The sequence below is a fragment of the Prosthecobacter fluviatilis genome (assembly GCF_055388355.1).
The window spans coordinates 5520290-5545549 of the sequence record NZ_AP043782.1; the positions used below are offsets into that span (position 1 = coordinate 5520290).

At 58.7% G+C, this 25260-nt stretch carries 15 protein-coding genes; 10 read left to right on the forward strand and 5 right to left on the reverse strand.

Translation table 11 applies throughout. From position 1 onward, the window contains the following. Nucleotides 1–21 precede the first annotated feature (21 nt). Complete coding sequence (locus ACZ5WW_RS21555; protein WP_377162746.1) at nt 22–2379, forward strand: FAD-dependent oxidoreductase; 2358 nt, start codon at nt 22–24, stop codon at nt 2377–2379. A gap of 577 nt (nt 2380–2956) precedes the next feature. Beyond that, the gene (locus tag ACZ5WW_RS21560) at nt 2957–8731 is read left to right on the forward strand and encodes an aminoglycoside phosphotransferase family protein (protein WP_377162748.1); all 5775 of its coding nucleotides are present in this window, start codon (nt 2957–2959) and stop codon (nt 8729–8731) included. 192 nt (nt 8732–8923) lie between these two features. Here the strand turns inward: ACZ5WW_RS21560 and ACZ5WW_RS21565 are convergent, their stop codons facing one another. From ACZ5WW_RS21565 to ACZ5WW_RS21580, 4 genes are all read right to left on the reverse strand, one after another. Beyond that, nucleotides 8924–9760, reverse strand: a complete 837-nt coding sequence (locus ACZ5WW_RS21565) for a metal ABC transporter permease (RefSeq protein ID WP_377162750.1) — start codon at nt 9758–9760, stop codon at nt 8924–8926. 35 nt (nt 9761–9795) lie between these two features. Next, nucleotides 9796–10614, reverse strand: coding sequence for a metal ABC transporter ATP-binding protein (locus ACZ5WW_RS21570; protein WP_377162752.1), 819 nt, complete (start codon nt 10612–10614; stop codon nt 9796–9798). Nucleotide 10615: 1 nt separating this feature from the next. Beyond that, complete coding sequence (locus tag ACZ5WW_RS21575; RefSeq protein ID WP_377162754.1) at nt 10616–11044, reverse strand: hypothetical protein; 429 nt, start codon at nt 11042–11044, stop codon at nt 10616–10618. Nucleotides 11045–11220: 176 nt separating this feature from the next. Beyond that, nucleotides 11221–12147 (reverse strand): metal ABC transporter substrate-binding protein, encoded by a 927-nt coding sequence (locus ACZ5WW_RS21580; protein ID WP_377162756.1) that lies wholly within the window; start codon nt 12145–12147, stop codon nt 11221–11223. A 96-nt stretch (nt 12148–12243) separates the two neighbouring features. On the opposite strand from ACZ5WW_RS21580, the gene ACZ5WW_RS21585 reads away from it, so the two are divergent. From ACZ5WW_RS21585 to ACZ5WW_RS21595, 3 genes are all read left to right on the forward strand, one after another. Next, nucleotides 12244–14319 carry a TonB-dependent receptor gene (locus tag ACZ5WW_RS21585; protein ID WP_377162758.1) on the forward strand — a complete coding sequence of 692 codons (2076 nt, stop codon included), beginning with the start codon at nt 12244–12246 and terminating at the stop codon, nt 14317–14319. A 205-nt stretch (nt 14320–14524) separates the two neighbouring features. Beyond that, nucleotides 14525–15970 (forward strand): exopolysaccharide biosynthesis polyprenyl glycosylphosphotransferase, encoded by a 1446-nt coding sequence (locus ACZ5WW_RS21590; RefSeq protein ID WP_377162760.1) that lies wholly within the window; start codon nt 14525–14527, stop codon nt 15968–15970. Nucleotides 15971–16063: 93 nt separating this feature from the next. Continuing rightward, on the forward strand, nt 16064–16981 hold the full coding sequence (locus ACZ5WW_RS21595; protein ID WP_377162762.1) for a glycosyltransferase family 2 protein: 918 nt from the start codon (nt 16064–16066) through the stop codon (nt 16979–16981). Between the two features lie 168 nt (nt 16982–17149). Here the strand turns inward: ACZ5WW_RS21595 and ACZ5WW_RS21600 are convergent, their stop codons facing one another. Next, entirely contained in the window at nt 17150–18310 is a 1161-nt protein-coding gene (locus ACZ5WW_RS21600) for a KamA family radical SAM protein (RefSeq protein WP_377162764.1), read from the reverse strand. Nucleotides 18311–18718: 408 nt separating this feature from the next. Here ACZ5WW_RS21600 and ACZ5WW_RS21605 point away from each other — a divergent pair, with 408 nt between their 5' ends. From ACZ5WW_RS21605 to ACZ5WW_RS21625, 5 genes are all read left to right on the forward strand, one after another. Then, nucleotides 18719–20248 (forward strand): B12-binding domain-containing radical SAM protein, encoded by a 1530-nt coding sequence (locus tag ACZ5WW_RS21605; RefSeq protein ID WP_377162766.1) that lies wholly within the window; start codon nt 18719–18721, stop codon nt 20246–20248. A gap of 14 nt (nt 20249–20262) precedes the next feature. Then, entirely contained in the window at nt 20263–20985 is a 723-nt protein-coding gene (locus ACZ5WW_RS21610; RefSeq protein ID WP_377162768.1) for a hypothetical protein, read from the forward strand. A gap of 59 nt (nt 20986–21044) precedes the next feature. After that, complete coding sequence (locus ACZ5WW_RS21615) at nt 21045–21698, forward strand: helix-turn-helix transcriptional regulator (protein WP_377162770.1); 654 nt, start codon at nt 21045–21047, stop codon at nt 21696–21698. Between the two features lie 23 nt (nt 21699–21721). Next, nucleotides 21722–22435 (forward strand): hypothetical protein, encoded by a 714-nt coding sequence (locus ACZ5WW_RS21620; RefSeq protein WP_464694186.1) that lies wholly within the window; start codon nt 21722–21724, stop codon nt 22433–22435. 108 nt (nt 22436–22543) lie between these two features. Beyond that, nucleotides 22544–25234: an AsmA family protein gene (locus ACZ5WW_RS21625; protein WP_377162774.1), complete on the forward strand. Its 2691-nt coding sequence runs from the start codon at nt 22544–22546 to the stop codon at nt 25232–25234. The last annotated feature ends 26 nt before the right edge of the window (nt 25235–25260 follow it).

The window sequence follows — 25260 nt, forward strand, 5'->3', positions numbered from 1 at the left end:
CGTTTAAAACCACCCCCAACCATGAAATCTGTCCTCCTCGCCACCCTCCTCACCCTCGCCACCGCCGCGCACGCGCAGCCCCTCTGGCTTGAGGCAGAATCCTTCTCCACCCCCGGCGGCTGGGTCCTCGACACCCAGTTCATCGACATCATGGGCTCCCCCTACCTCATGGCCCACGGCATGGGCAAGCCCGTCAAAGACGCCACCACAGACATCGACCTCCCCGCAGGCACCTACACCCTCTGGGCCCGCACCAAAAACTGGGTCGCCCCCTTCAATGCCACCGGCGCCCCCGGCCGTTTCCAGATCACCGTCAACGGCACCGCCCTCGACCACACCTTTGGCACCACCGGCAAAGACTGGCAGTGGGAAAAAGCCGGTCCCGTCAAACTCTCCGGCGGCAAAGCCACCCTCGCCCTCCACGACCTCACCGGCTTCGATGGCCGCATCGATGCCCTCATCCTCGCCAAAGACGGCGAAGACTTCACCCCGCCCGCCGATTTCGCCGCCACAAATAAACTCCGCCGCCAGCTCCTCGGCCTCCCAGAGAAAGCCCCCGAATCCCCCGAGTTCGACCTCGTCGTCGTAGGCGGCGGTTACTCCGGCATGGGTGCCGCCATCTCCGGCGCACGCCAGGGCCTCAAGGTCGCCTTCATCCAAAACCGCCCCGTCCTCGGCGGCAATGGCTCCAGCGAAATCCAGGTCTGGGCCATGGGCGGCACCCGCCGCGGCCTCTACCCCCATCTCGGCGAGATCGTCGAGGAGTTCGCCGACCGCGCCAGCAACAGCCCCGCCGCCTCCCCCCAGGAGTTCAATGACAAGCTCAAAGAAGACACCGTCAACGCCGAGAAAACCATCTCCCTCCACCTCAACACCCACGTCTACGGCGTCGAAATGACAGCCGACAAAAAGAACATCCGCTCCGTCATCGGCCTCGATACCAAGACCGGCAAAGAAACCCGCTTCCTCGGCAAGCTCTTCGTGGACTGCACCGGCCACGGCAGCGTCGGCGCCCTCGCCGGAGCCGAGTTCATGATGGAAGAAAAAGGCCGCATGGGCATGAGCAACATGTGGGTCATGCAAAACCTCAAGCACCCCGTCACCTGGCCCGCCACCCCCTGGGCCCTCCCCCTCACGCTCGAAGACTTCCCCGAGCCCAAACCCATGGCTCCCGTCGGCAAAAAGAACGCCGAAAACATGAAAGGCTACGACCTCGGCTACACCCCCACACCCGCCCCTGAGGACTACGTCCATGGCGAGTGGTTCTGGGAAAGCGGCTTCGACAAGCACCCCCTCAACGACCTCGAGCTCATCCGCGACCACAACTTCCGCGCCGTCTATGGCGCCGTCTCCGCATTGAAGACCCTCAAGGCCGACAAATACGCCGACTTCGACCTCACCTGGCTCGCCTACATCGGCGGCCCCCGCGAATCCCGCCGCATCGTTGGAGATATGATCCTCAACGGCGAAGACATGGTCAAAGGCATCATCCACCCCGACGGCTGCGTCCCCACCACCTGGGATCAAGACCTCCACTATCCCAAAGAGCAGTACGCCAAAAACTTCCCCGACAATCCCTTCATCTCCCGCGCCGAATTCGGCAAGCACACCGACCGCAAAAACGGCTACCCCGTCCCCTACCGCTGCTTCTACAGCAAGGACATCGGCAATCTCTTCATGGCCGGCCGCACCATCTCCGTCGAGCGCCACGCCCTCGGCTCCACCCGCGTCATGCGCACCTGCGGCATGATGGGCGAAGTCGTTGGCAAAGCCGCCTGGATCTGCGTCCGCCACCACACCACCCCCCGTGGCGTCTATGAGCAATATCTAGACATCCTCAAAGACCTCATGTCCCAGCCCGGAGCCATGCGCCGCGACACCCTCGAAGGGAATCTCTACCTTCCCGCCAACGCCAAAAAACTCCCCGACCTCCCCCCACCCGGTACCTCCGCAGACAGCATCGACCCCAAGAAGCTCGAAGGCATCGTCATCGACGACACCGAAGCCGAGCTCACCGGCAAATGGGCCCACGGCGAAGGCCTCAAGCCCTACGTCGGCAAACACTACAGCTACAGCTCCGATCAAACCGCCAGCGCCCGCTTCCCCTTCAGCGTCAAGCAGACCGGAAATTACGAAGTCCGAATCTACTTCCAGCCCCACGAAAACCGCGCCAAAACCGCCCCAGTAACAATCCTCACCGCCGACGGCGAAAAAACCGTCACCGTCGATCAAACCAAAGCCCCCAAAGACCCCCAAGGCGCCTACAGCTTGGGAACGTACAAGTTCAATTCCGGTGAAGAGTCCGCCGTCATCTTCCGCACCGCCAACGCAGGCGGAAACGTCCACCTAGACGCCGTCCAGGTCCTTCCCGCCAAATGATCCCTCTCTGGGAACTTTAAACTTTAAACCTGAAACTTTAAACTCCCTCCGGCTTCAGTCTCGACGCCATCCAAATCCTCCCCTCCAAGTAACCCAGTTGCGCTTTATTGGTGTCTAGCTTGCCCGATCCTGGAGGCGTCTGTTGGCATTTGGCGAGTAACAGTTTTTGTAGTCCCACGAGCGAAGAAAGACTTGGCTCACACGGCGGTTGCAATTACTGGGAAATGCACAGATGCGTGCCCCTACCGAAGTAGTCACTCAATTTGTTGGCGAGGTATCTCAGCTACGATTCAGAGCAGACTGGAGCAGTGATCAGCTCATGGTCCAGTTTCATCGGATATGCTGGCGGGCATCGCCTCCTCTCGCGCCTTTTTCGTGTTGTAGCGCACCCCGAGCAGGTGAACCCCGCAATGTCCCCGGGTAGTCTATGGAAACCGTTAGAATCGCATGGGGGGGTGGTCCTTTCCTGCTTGGAGTGGAGGCGTAAATGAGGGGGTTGGTGGTGAAGAGTCCTAAAAAAGTCTGTTGCTTTAGTTGCAAATCGCTACCATGGGGCATACCAGTGATCTGAAGATTTATGCCTTGGAAAGCTCTGCCGCCAGAATTTGACGCACTTCGCGATGTCGGCGAAATGGCCGTAAAGTCATGGGCTCCCAATGCGGCTTACACGCTAAAGGCATTAAGTGGCGGTCTTTCTGGGGCAGCGGTGTTCCGTGTTGACTTTAGGCCCTCAGCTGAAGGGGAGGCCTTGAATGGCACCTACATTCTTAAGCTCAGCCTTTGGCCCAGGCACGCTGATCAGACTGCTGAAAATGTTGCGTATAAACTTGCGAGCGAATTTGCTTCGGAATTTGCCGCAAAGCACATTCCAAAGCTGAAAGCAGAATTTCCCCCAGTTGGGACTGATCCCAAGGAGACAAACGGCTACGCGATGCTCTACAGTATTGCAGGTCAGAGCCTTGACGCATTTCAAACTGCGTCAAATCGTGAAGATTCGAGTTTGCGGGAGATGGTTGGATGCGTCTCGCGAGATCTACTTCACGCATGGGTCGCAACCGTGCCAGAGAAGCCGCATACTCCACATGAACTACTCACCGAATGGTTAGGATACCGCCTGTCGCCCGATGATGCACCGGAGTTTCACACACTGGCCAACCGCATCCTGGGCACTAGCGCGACATTTACGGAGGCCGCTGAGGTCCTCATACATCCGCTGCATTTCTGCGAAGAACTGAAGCAGGTACAAATCGAGCCGCGTCCTCAGCTAAAGGCTTTGCTTCACCATGATTTGCATGGAGGTAATTTGCTTTTCTACGCTCGTGATCCGCAATCTCAGCCTTATCAGATTATTGACTTCGGTCTGTCTAAAATGGGACCAGCTGGATTTGACCAAGCCTATCTCGAACTCTACGCGATTCTTAACGCACTTGGCGAGTTGCCCGCATCGGCGCTCATCGGATTGCTGAAGACGGTGGATAGGCCCGAACGGTCGGAGCGGCTCCCTAACGGAGCCCTTTGGGCTGCGGATATTGTCAAGACTTGCCGTGCGGCAGTTCATTCGTGGCAGCAGCAGACATTACCAGATCGGAAGGACGACGTGGATCGACAATTCTACCTCGCTCGCGTGGCAGCCGGGATCAATTGGGCAAATAAGCCGATGGGTGAAAACAAGAGGTTCCTCGCCTTATGCTATGCAGGCTGGGCTGCGCGGCTCTACGTCGAACGCCATGAGCCTACAAGCTTGGGACGCCTTCTTCGTAATACGGCTGTTCATACGCTTTCACACTCGTCACATACGGATGATAAACTTTGGAATGTCTTTCTTGATGTAGTGGGTCAATTTGCTCGCAATACTGGTCGTTATATTTTGGTCGCTGAAGGATTGAGCCATCAGCCGCTCGCTGCAAGTCTCGGCCAGTTGCCGTGGTCGGCGGTGATCGACTTGGACCCGGAGTCCGAAACCAAAGGGTTACATCATCTGGCTTCAGCAATCCTGAAATGCCACCGCGGACTTCATGTATTTGAGCCGACGAGCATTCCGACCAGCAACCTAGATCGAGGTTGCGCCTGGATGCTGGCCGGTGGTCGGTTGCTATCCAAACAGCTGCCGCAGGCACTGGATGATTGGGTAGCCAAGACACTTCCACGTATCCGCGTCCTTCTTCAGAAAGTCTTTCAAGAGACAACGCCGACTCCTCTTTTTGTTGTGATGCTGCCGGGGGCCAGTCGAGACCCGCGCACGCCGATGGAGCGCTTGAATCGCATCGCAGATGTGATGTTCGAGGCCAGTAACGGCGAGGCGACGACGATTATTCTCGGTGGAAGCGACATTCCTTCGCAGCTTCGGCACAAGCATGTCCCGTTAGCTCTGAAAACTTTTCTGGAACGGCTGAATAATCTCTATGGCACATCAACAATCCAGTTCGAAACCGCCGTTCCTTCGGCGAGGGGGTGGACAGTCATCTCAGTAGATCGCCTGCGCACAATGCAAGAATGCCTACTGGTGCTTCATTCTCGTGTGCTTGATGACGAGTCAGAAATTGTTGCCGCACGTGATTCCGTGGAATTCTGGCGGGGCAATCCACCTTTGCTCCATGATCTTGCGGCAGACATTGACATTCCGCGAAATGAAAGCATCGAGAAGTTGCAGCCGACGTTGCGCGACCGGCTTGAGGCACACACTAACCACACCGTGGTTTTCTACCATCAGCCAGGTTCAGGGGGCACGACCGTTGCCTTGCGCGCAGCGTGGGATCTGCGGCTCGAATATCCTGTGGCGATCATTCATAAATGGTCGGACGCAGTAGTGGATCGAGTGGCGAGTCTCTTTCGTCTAGCAGAAAAGCCGGTCTTAGTCGTGGCGGAAGCTAGCGTTCTTTCCGAAACAGACAGAGAGGATTTGCATCGCAACTTGCGTGACAGGAACTGCCGCGCGGTTCTGCTTTATGTGCGCCGTGTCTTAAAAGAGCCAGAGGACGACGTAATTGGGTTGGTGCGTGAGATGGACGCAGGTGAGTCGGCAAAATTTTTCAAAGCCTACTCTGGACTGACCACTGATCCGCGGAGGCTCGAAGATCTTCGACGGATCACGTCTGACACTACGCTGGCTCGATTTCGCAGCCCATTTTTCTACGGCCTAATCACTTTTGAACGGGATTATGTAGGACTGGAGCGTTATGTGGAGGAGCATTTGCGCAACTTGCGCGAGAAGCCCCGCACGCTGCTGAAATATCTTGCCATCTGCACCATTTACTCAAACAGCGGCATACCTGAGGCGGTATGCAAGCTCCTTCGAAATTATCCCGCAGACGCGAAACTTGCACTCGAAGAACTTTTGGGTGAGGGCCCTGCCCGATTAGTGACGGCGCGCGCAGGTCAATGGCGTTTGCAACATCAAGTAATTGCCGAGGAGGTTCTCTCGCGCATAACCGGGGGGGGGTATTGGCGCGTCGATCTTGTGGACATGGCGACTGACTTCATTCGAGAGCTCCGCGCTTGCACGGATGCTCAGTCCGAGCAAGTGAACGAGCTCCTGCGAGAGGTCTTTACGGATCGTCAAGGTGGAGGTTCGACCGATGCAGATGATCGTGGAGACTTCGCTCCCCTAGTTGTTGAGGTAATAGATAGCTACGGCAGCCCAGAGCCTGGAAAGGTCATCCTCAAAATGTTGACGGACGAGTATCCGCACAATCCACATTTCTGGAATCACTTGGGACGCTTCCAAGTCTACAAAGTCGGAAGTCATTTCGACTTCGCTGAGTCCTGCTTGCAAACGGCGGTTGGTCTTTCTCCGCATGATCGCATTCACCATAATACCCTTGGGGTAGTGCGTCGTGCTCGTGCTCGGGAGGTTATCGATCGCATGAAGTCTGCTCAACCGAGCGAGTTGCTCGAAGCCGTGCGTCCACATTATGAAGGTGCGGCAGACGCATTTGCCGAAGCACGTAAGCTAGGCCCCGAAGACCCTTACGGCTACATCTGCCATCTACAAATGATCGTCCGCGTTGCGCATGCGGTAAAACGTGCGCTTGGAATTGACAATGTGGCGCAGATCGGTGGCGAACATGTAAAGATCGCCGATTGGTTGGCCGAGCAACTCTCTCTTGCCGAGAATCTCCTCAACGATGCGCGCCGACTTTACGGAGTGCTTGACCGCAATCGCGATTTCCTGAACGAGTGCGCTGCTGACTTGAGCAAACTTTACGGCGATCTCGATTCCGTCATTCTGATTTGGGAAGTGTCAGAAAGTAGCGGACGGAGCAGTAATCGCAGCCGACGCGCGTTGGCCAATGCCTTTTTTGCACGTGGCAAGCGCCAATGGCGTCAGCTTTCGCAAGCCGAGATCCGTCGAATCTCCACGCTTATGCGTGTGAACCTGCGTGAAAGCTCGCGGCTTGAGGAAGATTACCGCCTTTGGTTTGAAGCCTCGATACAACTACCGGAGTTCGATTTTGACTGGGCCATAACGAATCTCAGCGCATGGTCGCATCGCTACAGTTCGTGGCGTCCGCACTACTATCTTTACATTCTGTTTTTTCAGCGCTGGTTTGCAGCAAAATCGAACTCGCTCACTGAGATGGAAAGCGCCCTTGATCAGTGCAAAAATCTCGTCATTGGCCGCAAAACCAATTCCGAGCAATGGATGGCCGTCACTCCTATAGGCTGTCCATTGATTTCCAGCCTGGACCTGGGCGGGTGGGATCGAACGCGAGACTTCTGGCCGCACGAACAATACCTGCGCAGAGTTAACGGCATCATCACAAGGATCGATGGCCCACAGGCGGGAAAGATTCAAATTGACGGTGAGGTCGATGTCTTCTTCGTGCCGGGTGCAAAGCGCAAGGATGCTGATGGCAAGTCATCAAGCGGGGGGCGATACGTATTCGAGCGCAACCAAGACGAGGAAACCATGGTAAATTTTTATCTTGGCTTCTCTCCGAGCGGGCTGCGAGGTTGGATGGTGCAGCCCGGCCATATCAGCGAAGGAGGTCGCGCCGGCGGTTTTGTCGATGCCGAGATATATCGCTCTATTCAACTGGCTGAGGAAGCGGTGCCAGCGGCGATTGCAAAAAGTCGGTTGGAACACCTCCAGCTACAGACGGTCATGCGGTTTACCGATGATCTTATTAAAGCCCGCGCGGACCTTGGTGTTGATCTTACGTTAACGGAGCTTCAAGACAGAATCGAGGCCGCATTTGGGATCGACGGGCTCTTTGGACAAAAGCGGGCGGATCTATCCGACTTTGCCAACGTTCTACTGAATACGGGCGAGTATGAATTGATAGAATCCGGTGAGGAAACCATTGTGCGGCCTAAGGGGGACAGTGAATCGGCATCCGATGCGCCCCCCCCATTCTATTTGTCGGGCGTGAGGCAGCTAGGCATTGTAACCAGATATACGCGCAGCAAACGCGCTGGATCAATTCGGAGCGCCGCAGGCGTGGTTTACTCCTTTACGGCGAAGAATGTGGAAGGTCCCAGCCGACCCATTTTGCAGTTCCAAGATCCCGAACGACGTGTAGTGGAATTTTCTGAGGGATCAACGACCCTGGATGCCGTTGCTGTGCGCTTTTTGGCTCCGGAACTGACTTTGTACAGTGGTAAGTCAATAGACCCCACAGAACTACGTCCCCTTGTAGAAGAAACAATTTCACGTCTAGTGCGGAAAGCTGCCGACAAATCCGAACCGATTCGATTGCGCGACCTGCAGAGCGATCTAGAGCGAGAATTCCCTGGCTCAATATGGCTCTTTAAGCGTCTCGGGCACGAAAGCTTCAGCGCTCTCCTCAAGACTTTGCCTGACATACGGATTAACAAGCAATCCCCTGAGTGGGTCGTCGTCCTTGCTAAGGAGCCTGTCTTTGGACGCTTACCTTCCTCGGTCTCCCCACCACTGTCGACTGCTCAACCGAAGCTCAACGTGTCGGCATCTGGAGGGGGGCTCGGAAATGACATGGCTACTAACAACCAGCGACCCCGAGTTCGAATTGACTCACCGCAGCCCTCAAAACCGCAGCCGATAAAAGCTGTTCTAGATGCAAATTCATCGCCATCTTCACCAGCCGACCGAATAGCAACGCCTACTAAGAATTCGACCCCATCACGCCCCGCTGTAGTCAAAGTTTCAGTTTCCGAAGCCCAGAGTATCATTCGCCAGACTGCTGCGGAATTCGCTAGGCAAGGCAAACAGACCGTCTCTATCTTCGAATTTGGTGACTTATGTTCTCGGTTGCTTAGACACAAAACGGCACTACCTAAAAAATTGAAAATTATTCTAAAAGATATGCCTGAATTCGTTGTTAGTGGAGACTCGGCAAATTTATTAATTCAGATCCCTCGGTTGCCGCAGTGACTATTTCGGCTCACGCAAAACAAAAGTGAGATCTAATGGAATCTATTTTTGGAGGGGAACGTCTTTCGTTCGCCTCATTCATGAGGCACGAACCCCTTAGAGCGCGAGGTAGCCAGCAACGCCCTCGATTCCGTATCCACCTGCCGGATTGCTTGGCCCGTCGAGGGCAGAGGTGCATCACTACGCCACCACTCACCTCCGACTAAACAGCCCATACTTCGGACTGAACACATACGCCGCCACAAAGAACACCCCCAGCACCACGATGATCGTCGCGCTCACGCTCCACCCCAGCGGGTACGACAGAAAGAACGCCGCCACCGACCCCACCGCGCCGATCACCCCGCCGCCCCAGAACAGCGCACGGGCATTGTTCGTCAGCAGATAAACCGTCGCCGCCGGGGCCACCATCAGCCCCACGCTCAGAATGCAGCCCACCGCCTGCAGCGATGAGATTAAGACCAGGATCGTCACCGCAAACGTCGCATAATTCAGGAGCCTCACCGGCACCCCCAGGCTCGCCGCAATGTTCGGCTCAAACAGATAGATGAGCAGCGGCCGTTGCAGCGCCGTCAGCGTGATCACCGCAATCGCGCTGATCCCAAACGCGATCCACAAGTCCGAGTCCGCCATGCCCACGATGCTCCCAAATAGCCACTCATCCAGCTTCTGCCGCATGTCCAGGTTCTTCAAAATCAGCACCCCGCCTGCAAACGCCGTCGTGTACAGCACCCCCATCGCCGTGTCCTGATCCAGCCGCGACGTCCGCGAAAGAAAGATCGACCCCAGCCCCACAATCAGCGCCGCAAAGATCGCCCCCGCCAGCGCGCTCCACTGCGACAGCCCGATGATCAGCACCGCCAGCGCAATCCCCGGCAGCAGCGAGTGCGACAGCGTCCCAATCTTCAGCGCATCCTTCCGCAGCACCACAAACGCACTCACAAACCCGTTCGCAAACCCAATCATCAAGCACGCCATCAGCGTCCGCTTGGCAATCGGTTCAGCAAGGAAATCAGCAAAGGTGGACATGGAGAAAAGGCTCTTCAGCTCTCAGGTTTTATCTTTCAGCTTTCAGTTTTGATCTTTCCGTTCGCCGCCTCCCCGCTCTCATACGCGCTCGCAATATTCCCCGGCGTAAACACCTCCTTCACCGGCCCAAACGCCACCTGCTGCCGTTTGATGATCAGCACATCATCAAAGATGTTCGCCACCGTCTGCAGATCATGATGGCTCGCGATTAAGAGCCGACCCTCCGCCGTCAGCTCCTTGAACAACCGGCTCAGATTATCCTGCGCCGGTTTATCAAGGCCCGTGAACGGCTCATCCAGCAGCAGCACATGCGCCTCCTGCGCCAGCGCCCGGGCGATGAACGCCCGCTGCTGCTGCCCGCCTGAAAGCGCGCTGATCTGCCGGTCCTGCAAATCGCACAGGTCCATGCTCACCAGCGCCCGCTCCACAATCTCTGAATCATGCTTCGAATACTGCCTCCACCATCCCAGGTTCGGGTAGCGCCCCATCTCCACCAGCCCGCGCACCGTGATCGGAAAATTCCAGTCCACATCACCACGCTGCGGCAGATACGCGATCTCATGGCTGCTCCGCGTCAGCGGCTTCCCACGCCACAGGATCTTGCCCTTGTCCGCGCGGATCAGCCCCGCCAGCGACTTCAAGAGCGTGCTCTTCCCCGCGCCATTCGGACCAATGAGCGCCATGCTCCGCCCGCACTCCGTCGCAAACTGGATCTTCTCCAGCGCCCGCACCTCCTGATACTGCACACTCAGGTCCACCACCTCCAGCCGATGGTGCTGCGTATGCGCGCACCCTCCACCCCAGCAGACGTGCTCCTTGGTGTGAGTAGGGGAATGGGAAACAGCCGCGCTCATGTCATTTCCATTCAAACGTGATCACCTCATCCAAACTCGCCGCAGACGACCACCGCGTCTCGCTCCGCGTCGCCAGTCCATCCGGCTCCAACTCCACCGTCACCGCCGTATCCGGTGTCCCCTCCGGCCACGTCGCCTTCACAAACACATCCACCCCATCCTTCGTCGAGGGCAGGGGAGCATCCACCTCCATCGGCGACTCCTCCACACTCGAGATCACCTCCTTCTCACCGATCTTCACACTCAGCGTCACCGGCCGGTGCGCATACCGCACCCTCACCAGCCCCTTCACACTTTTCTCTTCCACCATCTTCTTCAGCTCCGCAGCCTTCACAGGCGTCGTCGTCCCCGTCAGAATGCTCAGCGGAATCGCCAGCACCACAAACGCGAGCACGAGTAGGAAAATCTGAATAGGCGGAAAACCTCTCATGACATCAAGAACGGTTAAAAACGCCCCCGGCTGCTGCGCAGAATCTCTTTAACCACAGAGGATGCAGAGAGGCACAGAGATCCGAATCTCAAATTCTGAACCTCTGTGCCTCTCTGTGTCCTCTGTGGTGAATTCATGACTGAGTGCAGACTTGTTTCAAAGAATCGCGACACAACTCACTTCGCAGGAGCAGCAGCCGGTGCCAGCGCCGCCACAATCGACCTCACATTGTGCGCCAGCATCGTCTCAAACGTGTGAGCCACTTTCGCCGTGCCATCCGCGATCAGCGGCTCCCCAATCTTCACCCCCGTGCTCCGCGCGATCTCCGCCAGCACCTTCGGGTTCGCCTGATCCTCCGGAAAGATCGCCTTGATCCCATGCTCACGGATCTCCTCGATCGTCTCCGCCACATGCTTCGATGACGCATCATCACTCCGCCCGATGCCCAGCAGCGAGATCGGCTCAAAGCCATACTCCTTGCAGAAATACCCAAACGCCCCATGCGCCGTCACCAGCAGCCGGTCCTTCTTCCCAATCTTCGCGATCTCCTTCTGCGCCCAAGATTTGAGCTCTCCAAACCTCTTGCTCGCTGCCTTCGCCCCCGCCGCATACGCACTCGCATTCGCCGGATCAATCGCGCTCAGCTCATCCGCCACCACACGCGCCGCCCGCTTCATGTTCTCAGCACTATGCCACCAGTGCGGATCCTCTGCCCCATGGTGATGATGATCATGCTCGTCCCCATCCTTCTCCGCATGCTCATGATGATGCTCCTCAAACGGGATCGAAGGAATCTTCGCTCCCACCTCCACCAGCTTCACATCCGCCCCCAGGCTGTCACGCAGCTTGTCCAGAAAGCTCTCCAGTCCCTTGCCTGAAGCCAGCAGCAGCTTCGTCCCACGCATCTCCGCCAGATCCTTCGGAGCCGGCTCAAAATGGTGAATGTCCGCCCCGGGCTTCAAGATCTCCACCACTTCCACATTTGCCCCGCCCACCTGCCGCGCCAGATCCGCCAGGATGGGGTGCAGCGTCGCCACTTTGGTGGCGGCCAGGCCCGGCAGTGCTGCGGCGAGAAACCCAAAAGTCAAAAAGAGCTGCTTCATGAAAAGAAGCTAGGTCACAAAAATCAAAAATACAAATGATTTGCAATTGCAATCAACTTGCATATAAAGCCTTCATTCATGCAATCCATTTGCACTATGCCAACTCGCATCCGCCTCCCACTGCTTCTGGCCCTCATTCCCGGTGCCCTTTTTGCTGAATCCGACACAAGAATCCAGCAGGCCAAAACCGCCGAAAGCCACATCGAGGACATCCCTCTCGATGAAATGGTCATCACAGCCCCCCTGGACCGCCCCCTCTTCCAGCAGGCCCAGGCAGCCTCCATCCTCAATGGCCAAAACCTGACCCTCGCCCTCGAACCCACCCTGGGCCAGACCCTCGCCCGCATGCCCGGCGTCAGCAGCTCCTACTTCGGCCCTGCCTCCAGCCGCCCCATCATCCGCGGCCTCGATGGCGATCGCGTTCGCATCCTCCAAAACGGCCTCAACACCATCGACGCCTCCGCCACCAGCGTCGATCACGCCGTCAGCTTCGACACCTCCAACCTCAAGTCCGTCGAAGTCGTGCGCGGTCCCGCCACACTGATGTATGGCTCCAATGCCATCGGTGGTGTCGTCAACTCCATCGACGGCCGCATCGTCGATGAAAAGCTCGATGGCACCATCCGTGGTGCGCTCAATGAACGCTTCACTTCGGTGGACAACGGCTATCTCTCCAGCGCGATGATCGAAGGCGGCTACAAAGGCCTCGCCTTCCACGTCGAGGCCTTCACCCGTGCTGCTGAGGACTTTCGCATTCCCGGCAATGCTCGCACCACCGCAGAACAGACCACAAATCCGCTTCCACCTGGAGAGACGGAAACGCGCAAGATCATCCCTAACAGCAACCTTCGCTCCGAAGGCATCACCAGCGGCCTCAGCTATGTGTGGGACAAAGGCTTCTTCGGCTTCGCATGGACGGAGTTTCACACCAATTATGGCTCTCCTGCCGAAGAGCATGTCGTCATCGACATGCACCAGCAGCGCCTTGATGTGCGCGGTGCTTTCTACAAGCCGTTCAAGCTGATCAAGGAGATCAATTACAAGATTGCCACCTCAAGATACCAGCACACCGAGTTCGACAGCGGCACGCCTTCCACCCTCTTCAAGAACAACGGCTACGACGCCCGTGTGGAGGTGAAGCATGAAAAGATCGCCGGGATGGAAGGCGTGGTCGGCTATCAGTCAGATCGCAGCGAGTTCAGCACCTCAGGCGATGAAGCCTTTCTGCCACCCACCATCACACAGGCGGATGCCGTCTTTCTATACGAGGACATCAAACGCGGCCCAGTAAGCTTCCAGTTTGGCGGGCGCTATGATCACATCTCAGTGGAGTCGCTCAACAGCGCCGCCTTTGGTCCGGCGCTGGCACGGACGTTTGACAATCTCAGCAGCTCGGTGGGCATCGTCTTCACTCCGAATGATGAATACGCCGTGGCATTCACCATCAATCGTGCGGAGCGTGCACCGACCTACCAGGAGCTGTTTGCCAACGGCACTCATGCCGCCACAGGGGCGTTTGAAATCGGCGATCCCAACTTGCAGCAGGAAAAGTCCCTCGGGTTTGACCTCAATCTCAGGAAACGTGTTGGCTGGGTGACCGGCAGTGTCGGCGGGTATTACAATCGATACACCAACTTCATCGGCCAGTTTCCGACCGGCGTCGTGCATGTGGTTGGCGGGGAGAGTTACAATGAGCTGGTCTATCAGGCCACGAACGCCGAGTTCATCGGCTCCGAACTGGAGGCCACCTTCCACCTGCTGCATCCCATCACGTCGGATCCTGCGGCAAACCAAAACAACCTTCATCTGCAGTTGCGTGCGGATGTGGTGCGTGCACGAGACACCAAAACGGGACAGTCCCTGCCACGCATCCCGCCCTTTCATCTGTCCAGCACGCTGATGATGGAGCACGGTCCATTCGGAGCCCGACTCGAAGGCATCTATGCGGCGCCGCAGAGTCAGCTGGCGATGAATGAATCCAGAACAGACAGCTACTTTCTGGTCAATCTGACGCTGACCTACCGGATTGTGCAGGGGCCTGCCACGATGGATTTTTATGTCAAAGGGATGAACCTGACGAATGAAGACGCGCGTGAGCATACATCAGTCCTCAAGAACCGGGTACCACTGCCAGGACGTGGCATCGTGGCTGGTCTTAAGCTGACGTTTTGAGGGGGATAGGTGTATCAGAGGCTTTCATCTTCAAAGTCTGGTTATCAAAAATGACACTCCAAATGGAGTTTTTTTCCAAATGTAAGATAATTTTCATAATAATCGGTTGCTGCTAAAGCTATATTGAGTATAATTTAGGTATTCAGTACACTTTGAAGCGATGGAAGCAGCCAACTCGAATTCCAAGATCTTAAGCTCTGGTGCCATGTTCCATGCACTTGAAGCGAGGCGTGCGTGGCGGGAGAATGAGCAGCTATCTCCTCACTTTTGGGTGCTCGTGAGCATTTTGGGAGACTTGGTGATGGCTGTTTTGGCGGCTTATGCGGCGTTCTGGCTGCGCTTTCACACGATCATCCGTGAGTTCGGCAACTTCGATGTCATGTCGTTTCGCCAGTATGGAGGCCATATGGCCTTGGGAAGTTTGTCACTGGTCCTGGCGCTGGGCTGGCAGGGGATTTACCACAAAAACGTGCTTCTGCGCAGCCGCTGGGTGTCATCCAAGATCGCCAAGGGGGTGCTGCTCTGGACGGCCGGGTTCCTGGCCATTACGCTCGCCTTGAAGCTGGAGCCCAGCATCTCTCGTGTGTATGTGATGCTTAATGGAGCCACCGCCCTGCTGCTGCTGCTGGGCTGGCGCGCGGTTTTCATCTCATTCCTGCAGGCACCGGGCCGCATTGAAGCTTTGCAGCAGCGCACTTTGTTTGTGGGCTGGAATGCCGAGGCTGTGGCCCTGTGGAAGACCATGAAAAGAGACCAGACAGGCTCGTTTGACATCATGGGCTGGGTGAGAACTGGAAGCGCTGAGGACGGAAGCCCGGTGGACGAGGTTGTGCCTTGCCTGGGAGATCTTCATGAGGTGGAGCATCTGGTCACCACACATGCGGTGGACATGATCGTCGTCGCGGATCTGCATGGCCCGCGCGAGCAGATGATCTCCCTGGCCAATTTGTGTGAGCGTGAAATGATTCAGTTCAAGGTGATCCCCTCCTATTTCCGGGTTTTTGTTTCGGGGCTCACTCTCGAAACAATCGCCGGCACCCCGGTGCTGGGGGTCACACGTCTGCCTCTGGACGACACGTTGAATGTCATGACCAAGCGCATGGTGGATGTCATAGGAGCCACGGTCGGGCTTGTACTGAGCGCTCCGATCATCGCGCTGTTCAGCGCTCTGGTCTGGCTGGAATCACGAGGTTCCGTGTTTTACCACCAGCGTCGCTGGGGTTTCAACGGAGTGCCCTTCAACATCATCAAGATCCGTTCCATGAAGCTGAATGCAGAGGCTGCCAAGGGGGCGCAGTGGTGTGTCAAAGACGATCCGCGCCGTCTCAAGGTGGGAACCTTCATGCGCAAGTGGAACATCGATGAGCTGCCTCAGTTTTGGAATGTGCTCAAGGGGGAGATGAGCCTGGTCGGTCCACGTCCTGAGCGCCCTGAGCTCATCGCCGGCTTCAAACACCAAATCCCGCATTACAACGCGCGTCACCACTCCAAACCTGGAATGACCGGCTGGGCGCAGGTCAATGGACTGCGTGGGGATACCGATCTGGGAGAGCGCATTCAGTGCGATCTCTGGTACCTGGAAAACTGGAGCCTGTGGCTGGATTTCCAGATCATGATGCTGACCTTCTTCAAGAGAGACAACGCCTACTGAGGAGTCAGCGGGGATTGGGAGAAAGTGTGCGGAATCGGGTTTCGGCTTGTCCTCATCTTCCACTGTCTTTAGGCTCCGTTGAGTCATCTTCACATGCCGCTGTTCACGGTTTTTACCCCTACCTTCAATCGCGCGCACACGCTGCAGCGTGTGTTTGACAGCCTGCAGGCGCAGACCTGCCGTGATTTCGAGTGGCTGGTGATCGACGACGGTTCCACGGACAACACCCCCGAGCTGATAGAACGTTATCAAAACGAGGCCGACTTTCCTGTGCATTACCTGTGGCTGCCTCACCGTGGAGCGCACCATTTGCACAATCTGGCACTGCAGCAAGCCCAGGGCCAGCTCTCCATCAAGCTGGACTCCGACGATGGCTGCGTTCCGGAGGCGCTGGCGCGCCTGAAGCATCACTGGGAGAGTATTCCTGAAAACATGCGTGACAGGTTTTCGGGAGTCACAGGTCTTTGCCGTGATCAGAACGGGCGTCTCGTTGGCTCACTCTTTCCCTCAGATCCGTTGGACTGTTCGGCTGCGGAGCTTGAGTACCGTCACAAGGTGAGAGGGGAAAAGTGGGGTTTTTTGCGGTTGGATGTGCTCCGCCAGTTTCCCTATCCCGAGGACGTCCCTGGCAACTTTATTCCCGAGTCCTACATCTGGTGCCAGGTGTCGCGGCACTACCTGACGCGACATGTTAACGAGGAACTGCGCATCTACTGGACCGATGCCCCCTCGCTGGTGCACGGGCCTTCCAATCCGCGCACGAATGCCGAAGGTCACCGGCTCATGTTCAAGATGGTGCTCGACTTGGAAAGCGGCTGGTTCTTCACCGCGCCGCTGCGTCTGCTGCGGGCGGCGGTGCAGTACAGCCGGTTTTCGTTTCTGAGCGGTGCTGGCGTTTTTGCCCAGTTTCGTGCCTTGAGATCTTTGGGCGGGCGGCTGCTCTGGCTGGCAGCGGTGCCAGCGGGGGCGCTCCTCTGGTGGCGCGACTGCGCGCGGTTTCCGCAGAAGTGAGGCGTTTCAGTGCCGGGTGAAGGTGCATGGACCAGGCTTGCACCCGGCGTCGATCAAATGCTCAACACTCTGCCGCTGCTGGCTGATCGAGCACTTTTTGGAGCAGCGCACCCGGCACAAAAAATGGCGGGGTGCCTCGGAACGAGCCAGTTAATGGAGGTGGTAAGACTAACGCCGCACCAGAGCCGGTTCGGGATATTCAAACGTTTTGCCTTCGTAGTTGCGAATGACGACGCGTTGCTCGTCGCGGACCAGAACGTAGTCGGGATTGAGGGGGACTTTGCCGCCGCCGCCGGGGGCGTCGATGACGAACTGGGGAATGGCGTAGCCGGTGGTGTGGCCGCGCAGCTGTTCGATGATGTCGATGCCGTCCGCGACGCTGGTGCGCAGGTGGGAGCTGCCCTGGATCAGATCGCACTGATACAGGTAGTACGGGCGCACGCGGCACATGAGGAGCTTGTGCACGAGGGATTTCATCACCTCGGCGTTGTCGTTGACGCCGCGGAGGAGGACGCTTTGGTTGCCGAGGGGGACGCCGTGGTTGGCCAGCATGGCCAGGCCGTCGCGCACTTCGGTGGTGAGCTCGCGGGGATGGTTGGTGTGGATGCTCAGCCACAGGGGGTGATGCTTTTGCAGCATCTTGCAGAGCTCCGGGGTGATGCGCTGCGGCACGAAGATGGGGACGCGGCTGCCGATGCGGACGAATTCGATGTGCTTGATGGAGCGCAGGCGGGTGAGCAGGGCATCGAGCTTGGCGTCAGAGAAGAGCAGGGGGTCGCCGCCGGAGAGCAGGACATCCCGCACTTCCGTGTGGCGTTCGAGGTAGCGGAAGGCGGCCTCAAATTCGGTGTGCAGTTCCTGCTCACCCACACCGGAGACGACACGGCTGCGGGTGCAGTAGCGGCAGTAGCTGGCGCAGCGGTCGGTGACGAGAAAGAGCACGCGGTCCGGGTAGCGGTGGACGAGTCCGGGGACGGGCATGTGGCTGTCTTCGCCGCAGGGGTCGCTCATTTCATCCGGGTCTTCCCAGGTTTCCTCGATGCGCGGAATCACCTGGCGGCGGATCGGGCAGCCGGGATCTTCGGCGTCGATGAGGTTGAAATAATGCGGCGTGATGGCCATGGCCAGCTTGTTGCCGGAGAGCAGCACGCCTGCGCGCTCCTCTTCTGTGAGCGTCAGGTGCTCTTCAAGCTGTTTGAGCGTGGTGATCCGATTCTTGAGCTGCCAGGTGGCGCTGTTCCAGTCGGTGGTGGAGACGTTCTTGGCGGACCAAAAACCTGGAGCCGAGGAGCGAAACTCCTTCTCAGGCAGCGGGGGGGTGTCGTGCATGTACTGCGGGATCTATGGGCGCGGAGGTTAGGCGCGGATGGGTTGGAATGTCAAACGTCCCCTGAGACAGTTTGGGTGCATTCCTTGCCGCTGGCCTGGCCCGGCCCCAAACCCCGACCGAGGGGGCGCAGCTATTTATCGCGGGAATCCACGTTCTGGGCCTGGCGGCTCAGCCGAGGTGCGAAGCCACGATGTAGATGCACAGAATCAGGGCTGTGAACAGGAACAGATGACTGGGGTGTAATTTCATGGGTGACCGGTTTTCCTTAAGCAGCGTGTGTGCCATGGTGAGGAGACCTGCTGCTTTCCACGATGCGCGGGGCGACCGGGACGGGGACGGACAAAGGCTGGCAACGCCTGCTGCAAAGGTGTTTGCCGCGAGCCGACAACTCGGCCACACTTGGCGTGATGCCCGACATCGTACTTGCCACGCTGAATGCCAAATATATCCACAGCTCTTTTGGGCTGCGCTACCTGATGGCAAACCTGGGTGATTTGCGTGGGCGGGCCTGCATTGCCGAATTCCAGATCAACCAGGCGCCGCTGGAAATCGTGGAGGCGGTGCTGGCTCTGGAACCGCGGATTGTGGGCTTCGGGGTGTACATCTGGAACGTCGTGGAAACCACGGAGGTGCTGGAAATGCTGCGGCTGCTGAGGCCGGATATCCGTGTCGTGCTTGGCGGCCCAGAGGTGTCGTATGAATGGGAGGGGCAACCCATCGTGGCGCTGGCGGACCATGTGATCACCGGCGAGGCGGATCTGAAATTTGCCGAGGTCTGCGGTGTGCTGCTGGGGGAGGATGTGGCGGCGCAGAAGGCGCTGCCGAAAGTGATGCCTGCCGGACTGCCGGTGCTGGAGCGTGTGGTTCTGCCGTATGATTTCTACACGGAGCCGGATCTGGCGAACCGCATTCTCTACGTGGAGGCTTCCCGCGGGTGCCCTTTTACCTGTGAGTTCTGCCTGTCGTCGCTGGATGTGCCGGTGAGGGCGTTTGCGCTGGAGGCGTTTCTGGGGGCCATGCAGGGGCTGCTGGACCGTGGCGCTTTGACGTTCAAGTTTGTGGACCGGACCTTCAACCTGCACCTGCCAACGAGCATGGCGATCCTGCGCTTCTTTCTGGACCGCTGGCGCGAGGGGATGTTTCTGCACTTTGAGATGGTGCCGGACCGCCTGCCTGAGCAGCTGCGGGATATCATCCGTGAGTTTCCTGCGGGCGCGGTGCAGTTTGAGGTGGGCATTCAAACCTTTGATGAGGCGACCTCCAAGAACATCAGCCGGCGGCAGAACCTGACACGGCTGGAGGACAACCTGCGGTTTCTGCGGGAACAGACCGGCATCCATGTGCATGCGGATCTCATCGTCGGTCTGCCGGGGGAGGATGTGGCGAGTTTTGGGCGCGGGTTTGACCGGCTGGTGAAAATGGGGCCGCAGGAGATCCAGGTGGGCATTCTGAAGCGGCTGCGCGGCACGCCGATCGTGAGGCATGACGAGGAGTTTCAGATGAAGTACTCGCCGGTGCCTCCCTATGAGATGCTGGAGAACCGGGACATTCCTTTTCTGGAGATGCAGCGAATGCGGCGCTTTGCCCGCTACTGGGACCTGGTGGCGAACAGCGGCAACTTTAGCGCCACGCTGGCGCTGCTGTGGCAGCAAGGCGCTTCACCTTTTCAAGAGTTCATGGCCTTTGCAGACAGCCTGTATGCCAGGCTGCGACGCACGCACCAGATCGCGCTGCCGGTGCTGGCTCAGGCGCTGTTTGACTACCTGACAGGCACCTGCGGCGTGCCGGCCGACACAGCGGCGGCCACGATGATGAAGGACTGGAACCGTGTGCCTGGCCGCGAGGGCCTGCGGCTGAGCGGGGCCCAGACGGCGGAGCGTGAAGCGCCGAAGCGCAGCACAGCGGGGAGCCGGCAGGCGCGGCATGTGGTGGCATGACTGGGGGGCAAACGATGAGCCAAGCCTCCACCATGTGCGTACTGCCGCAGGACTACCCGCGCATCCGGGTGGTGGGAAGCTTTGAAGAACTGGTCATGACGCCGATGAGTGATGGCGTCAACGCCCTGTGCTGGCCGCGTGAGCTGCGGGGAAATTTTGGCGAGATCGTGGAGAAGCTGGCGGTGGAGAGGGGGATCACGAGCATCGATGAAGCGCGGCTGCGGGCGCTGGACCTCAGCGGGGCGGGGCAGGTGGCGCGGGAGGTGCTGCTGCAGGACCAGGAGCTGCTGCGTGAGCGGGGGCTGCAACCCAGCCTGGACTGCATCAACGGCTACGTGAACGAGATCGAGTCTGACCTGCTGCGCACGGATGTGCAGTCCTGGCATGCGGACAGCGCGACAGTGGAGGCGGACACGTTCCTGTGCACTTATTTCGGGGCTGCCTCCGAGGGGCTGCCGAATGAGGAGGTGGTGCGGCGGGTGGATGTGCCGGAGTTTCGTGCAGAGCTGCTTAGACTCTACGGAGGCAGAGATGATGAGGGGTTCTGCGAGTTTCTGAACGAGCACTACCTGGACTTGCATTATGCGACGAAGCCCCATGCCAGGCCGTTTTCGTTCGGCCTGGGGCATCTCTGGCGAATAGCCATCGAATATCCCGGATGTCCGGTGCCGCCGTGCGTTCACCGGGCGCCAGCGACGCTGCCAAGGCAGCCGCCGCGCCTTTTGCTGATCAGCTGAAGGTCGGAGAGGGTATTGCACCGAGCGGACAGTGGAGCTAGTCTGGCAGCTGACTGACCATGCTAAACCTGCTCCGAGAAATGCTGCACTCGCCAGTGCTGGACATCGTCCAGCGGCTGAAGCATTCCACCGGCATGACGGTGACGGAGCTGTGTACGGCGATGAAAATGAGCTACATGGGGGTGAAGCAGCACTGTGTGGAGCTTGAAAAGGCCGGGTTTTTGGACACGTGGCGGCGGCCCAAGGCTGCCGGCAGGCCTGAAAAATTGTACCGGCTCACGCCCAAGGCGGATGCTCTTTTTGCCGGCGGCGTGCCGGATCTGACGATGGATGTGCTCACGACGGCGGAGCGGGTCTATGGGGAAAGCGCACCGCCGAAGCTGCTGTACACCTATTTCCAGTCCAAGGGGGAGGCCTGGGCTGCCAAACTGGCCAAAGCGACGACACTGGAGGAACGTGCCCGCCTGCTGGCGCGTCTGAGGAGCGGAGATGGCTGCATGAGCGCCGTCGAGACGGATGCGCATGGGCGTCTGGTACTGGTGGAGCACCACCGGCCGCTGCGTGAACTGGCGGCGCGTTACGCCATCGTGGATGAGCTGGAGTGCGAACTGATCGAGCGTCTCATAGGCTGCGAGGTGCGTCGTTCGGTGGAAGAAGTGTCGGGTCTGGTGCGTGTTACTTTTCTAATCAAGACAACAGCGCATACAGAATGACTTCAGGGAACGCAGGCAGGACAATGGCATGGATCAAGGCAGTGGCGGCAGCAGGCACCGGGCTGCTGGCATCTTGTGGAAGCAGCATCGCTCCGCTGAGGCCGGCCTGGCAGCAGGATCCCAACCTTTTTCACCAGGGCTTTCCAGCCTACCAGGCCCAGACAGCGACGACACCGCACATGGTGGCACGAGTGGTTTACGCGGAGCCTGAGCATGTGCGGCACATGGTGGAACGCCAGGACGATGTGCCGGAGACACAGCGCGGACTTGCGCGCATGGGGGATGGAACGGTGGACCTCGGCGTGCAGGACGCGGCCTCCGGCAAGTGGCTGGTGTCCCACCTCTGCGGTGGCATCCTTTTTGTGGAGGGGCTGCCCAGCCAGGCCTACCGCATCGTGCTGAAAAACCGGACGCCAATGCCGCTGGAGCTGGGTGCGGGAGTCGATGGCAAGGATGTGAAGACGGGGAAGGCGGCAACTCTCGGGCGTGGAGGCCTGCGGGTGGAGCCGCGTGGCACGATCGTCCTGGACCATGCAGCCCATGGGCCGCTGCTGTTCAAAAAGGTGGAGGGAGATGCGGCGCTGTTTGACACCAGCGCGCAAGGGATGCCGGGTGTGATCCAGCTGGCGGTGTTTCTCGCCTCTGATGCGCCGAGCATCGGGCCTGAAAAACTACGGGCCAGCCAGATAGCCCCCTTTGGCTTGTTCCCTGTGGGCAGGCCGGAGCAGTACCGCTAGGACCGGGTTTGTTTTGCCTCCCTTGCGGGCATTGTTCCCATGCGAGCTGTGCGCTGATGAGGACTCCCTGCTTGTGAGTTTGGGCGCCTTGGGTAGTTTGGCGGGTTCATGCTTCGTTTTCTGCGCAGTCTCATGCTCTTCCTTGCCGCCAGTTTCCTGCTGGCGGGGGGAGTGTATTTGAACACGGCGGCTTTTCATGAGAGCTGGCATGGCTTTGTCACCCGAGAACTGGCGCAGCATGGGGTGCATCTGAATTTCCAGCGCCTGACGGTGAATCCGTTTGGCGGGCTGGTGGCGCGTGGGGTGAAGGTGTTCAATGACGCGAGCAAGCAGCACATCGTGGCTTCAGTGGACCGTTTGAATCTGGATGTTGATTTTGGAAGCCTGATCGAGGGAAGGGTCAAGATCGACGGAATGGAGCTGCTGCATGCCAGCATGGCGCTGCCGGTGGACCCGGAAAGGCCCGAACTGACGGTGATCGAGCTCAAGGACCTGAGCGCACGTGCCCTGCTGGAAGAGAGGCAGCTGGACATCCGGCATGCGGAGGGGCTGCTGTCTGACGGACTGCGCATCATGATCAGCGGTGTGCTGGACCTGCCGGAGCCCAAGTCCGACCAGCCGGGCGCCAGTGCCCAGGACCGGCTGATCGCGATACGCGAGCACCGGGTGCAGATTCAGCATGGTCTGGACTGGCTGGCGCGATTTCATGCGCCGCATGTGCCGATGCTGAGTGTGAAGGTCTCCGGTGCGCTGGACCGGCCACAAGAGCTGAAGGCAGAGCTGCTGTTTCAAGCGGATGGACTGGCGTTTGAGGATTATGTCTGGAAGGAGCTGGTGGCGGAGGCGGAGTATGATGGCGGGTTTATTGATCTGAAGAGGCTGCACCTGGTGGACCACCTGGGTGCGCTGGAAGCCACGGCGACCTGGCGCATCGGTGCGGAGCATCTGCGCTTCCGGCTGACGTCCAGCGCCGACCTGCCAGGGCTGGCGAGGGCGTTTTTCAACAATGAGCAGATGCGCGAGGTGGTGTTTTACGAGGCGCCACAGCTGGCGCTGGAGGGCAGCATCTTCCTGAACAAGCCCGGGGAGGGTGACTTCCTGCCCGCCGAAGTGACGGGCAGGCTGGACTGCGGGCGGTTTGGCAGCCGGGGGGAAGTTTTCAATTCACTCAGCCTGTCTTTGGGGGCGACACGTGATGGCATCTTTGTGCGTGATGCGCTGCTGAAGCACAAGACGGGCTCCCTGGCTCTGGATGTGATGCAGCACCGCACCCTGGGCTTTAAGTACAACCTGGCGCTGCGCATGGACCCGAATGCGTTTCTGCCGTTTGTGCTGCTGCCGAAGACGCGGGAGATCATCCAGCGCTTTGTCTTTGACGAGTCTTCACACATCGACGTGCAGGTGTCGTGCGCCGGGCCTTCGGTGAACCGCATTCGCGAGTGCCCGACTTCAGGTCATGGGGTGCTGCGGCATTTTCGCTACAAGGATGTGCCTTTTGAGTCTGCGGAGATGGACCTGGCCTTTTTGGGGGACTTTCAGAACTATGCCAATGTGCAGGTGCAGCGCCCTGACGGGCCGGCGGAGGCGGAGCTGGTGTTTGTGAACGATGATGACGACGAGAAGTGGCTGAGGCTCGTCAATGTGCGTGCGACTGCGGATGCAGCGGGCATCGTGAGGGCGTTTGCTCCGAAGGTGGCGGATCAGATCGCGCTCTACCGCTTCTCCCCGGGCACGGATGTGACGGCCAATGGCACGATCGGCTACAAGGGCAACCCGCAGCTTAACAACTACAAGGTGAACTTCAAAAACCCTGTGGGAGGGGCGCATTACGTGCTGTGGAACGAGGATTACCCGATCAACGCGCCCGCCGGCGAAGTGCACATCGTGGGAAGCATGCTGAACTTCGATTTTGGCGGGCGGCTGTTTGGCGATACGCTGCATGCCAAAGGAGCGGTGAATCTGGCGCCGGGAGTGAAGGGGTATGATGTGGAGGTGCGGGCCGGACGCTTTCCGTACGATGTGTTTGGCCGCAAGCTGCCCTTTGAGGAGGTGCGTGCAGATGTGCGCAACCGGGAGGGGATCTCCAGGATCAACATCGCGGCGGACGTGCTCGGCGGCGGCATGACATTGAAGGGCAGCCTGAACGACAACCGCGAGCCGAACACCTATGAGGGAGAGCTGCGGATGAACGCCCTGAGCTTTCAGCGGTTTGCACAGGTGTACTCCCCGGGAAATGAAAGCGTGGGAGACATCAGCGGGCATTTCAAATTCACGGGACGGATGAACGACTGGAAGGCGCTGAAGGGGGGCGGTGCGCTGATCATCGTCAATGGAAACCTGCTGGCCCTGCCGGTGCTCGGGCCGCTGACGCCGATCATCGGGGCGTTCCTGCCTTCGCCCATCAAAGGGTACAATGTGGCCAAAAAAGCGGACTGCACCTTTGAGGTGGCGGATGGCTTCATTGTGACGGAGAACATTGAAGCGGAGTCCAGCGCCTTCCGGATCGTGAGCCGTGGGAATGTGGACTTCATCCGGGACGACATCGATTTCAATGCGGAGGTGCGGATGCGGGGTCTGGGCATCCTGCTGTTTCCCGTGACTCAGCTGCTGGCCTACAAGGGCTCTGGCACACTGCAGGACACCCACTGGTCACCGCGGATCTTTGGCGGCGGGAACAAGGACGAGCGCAAGCCGCCGACAGAGAAAGAGCTGAAGGAGGCGCAGCGGATAGGCGGGAGCCCGGCCAGGCCGAAGGCTGCCACGCAGCCGCCGAAACAGCGGGCGCTGTTTGGAAATTGAGTGCGCCTCAGGATGGCCTGTGGCAG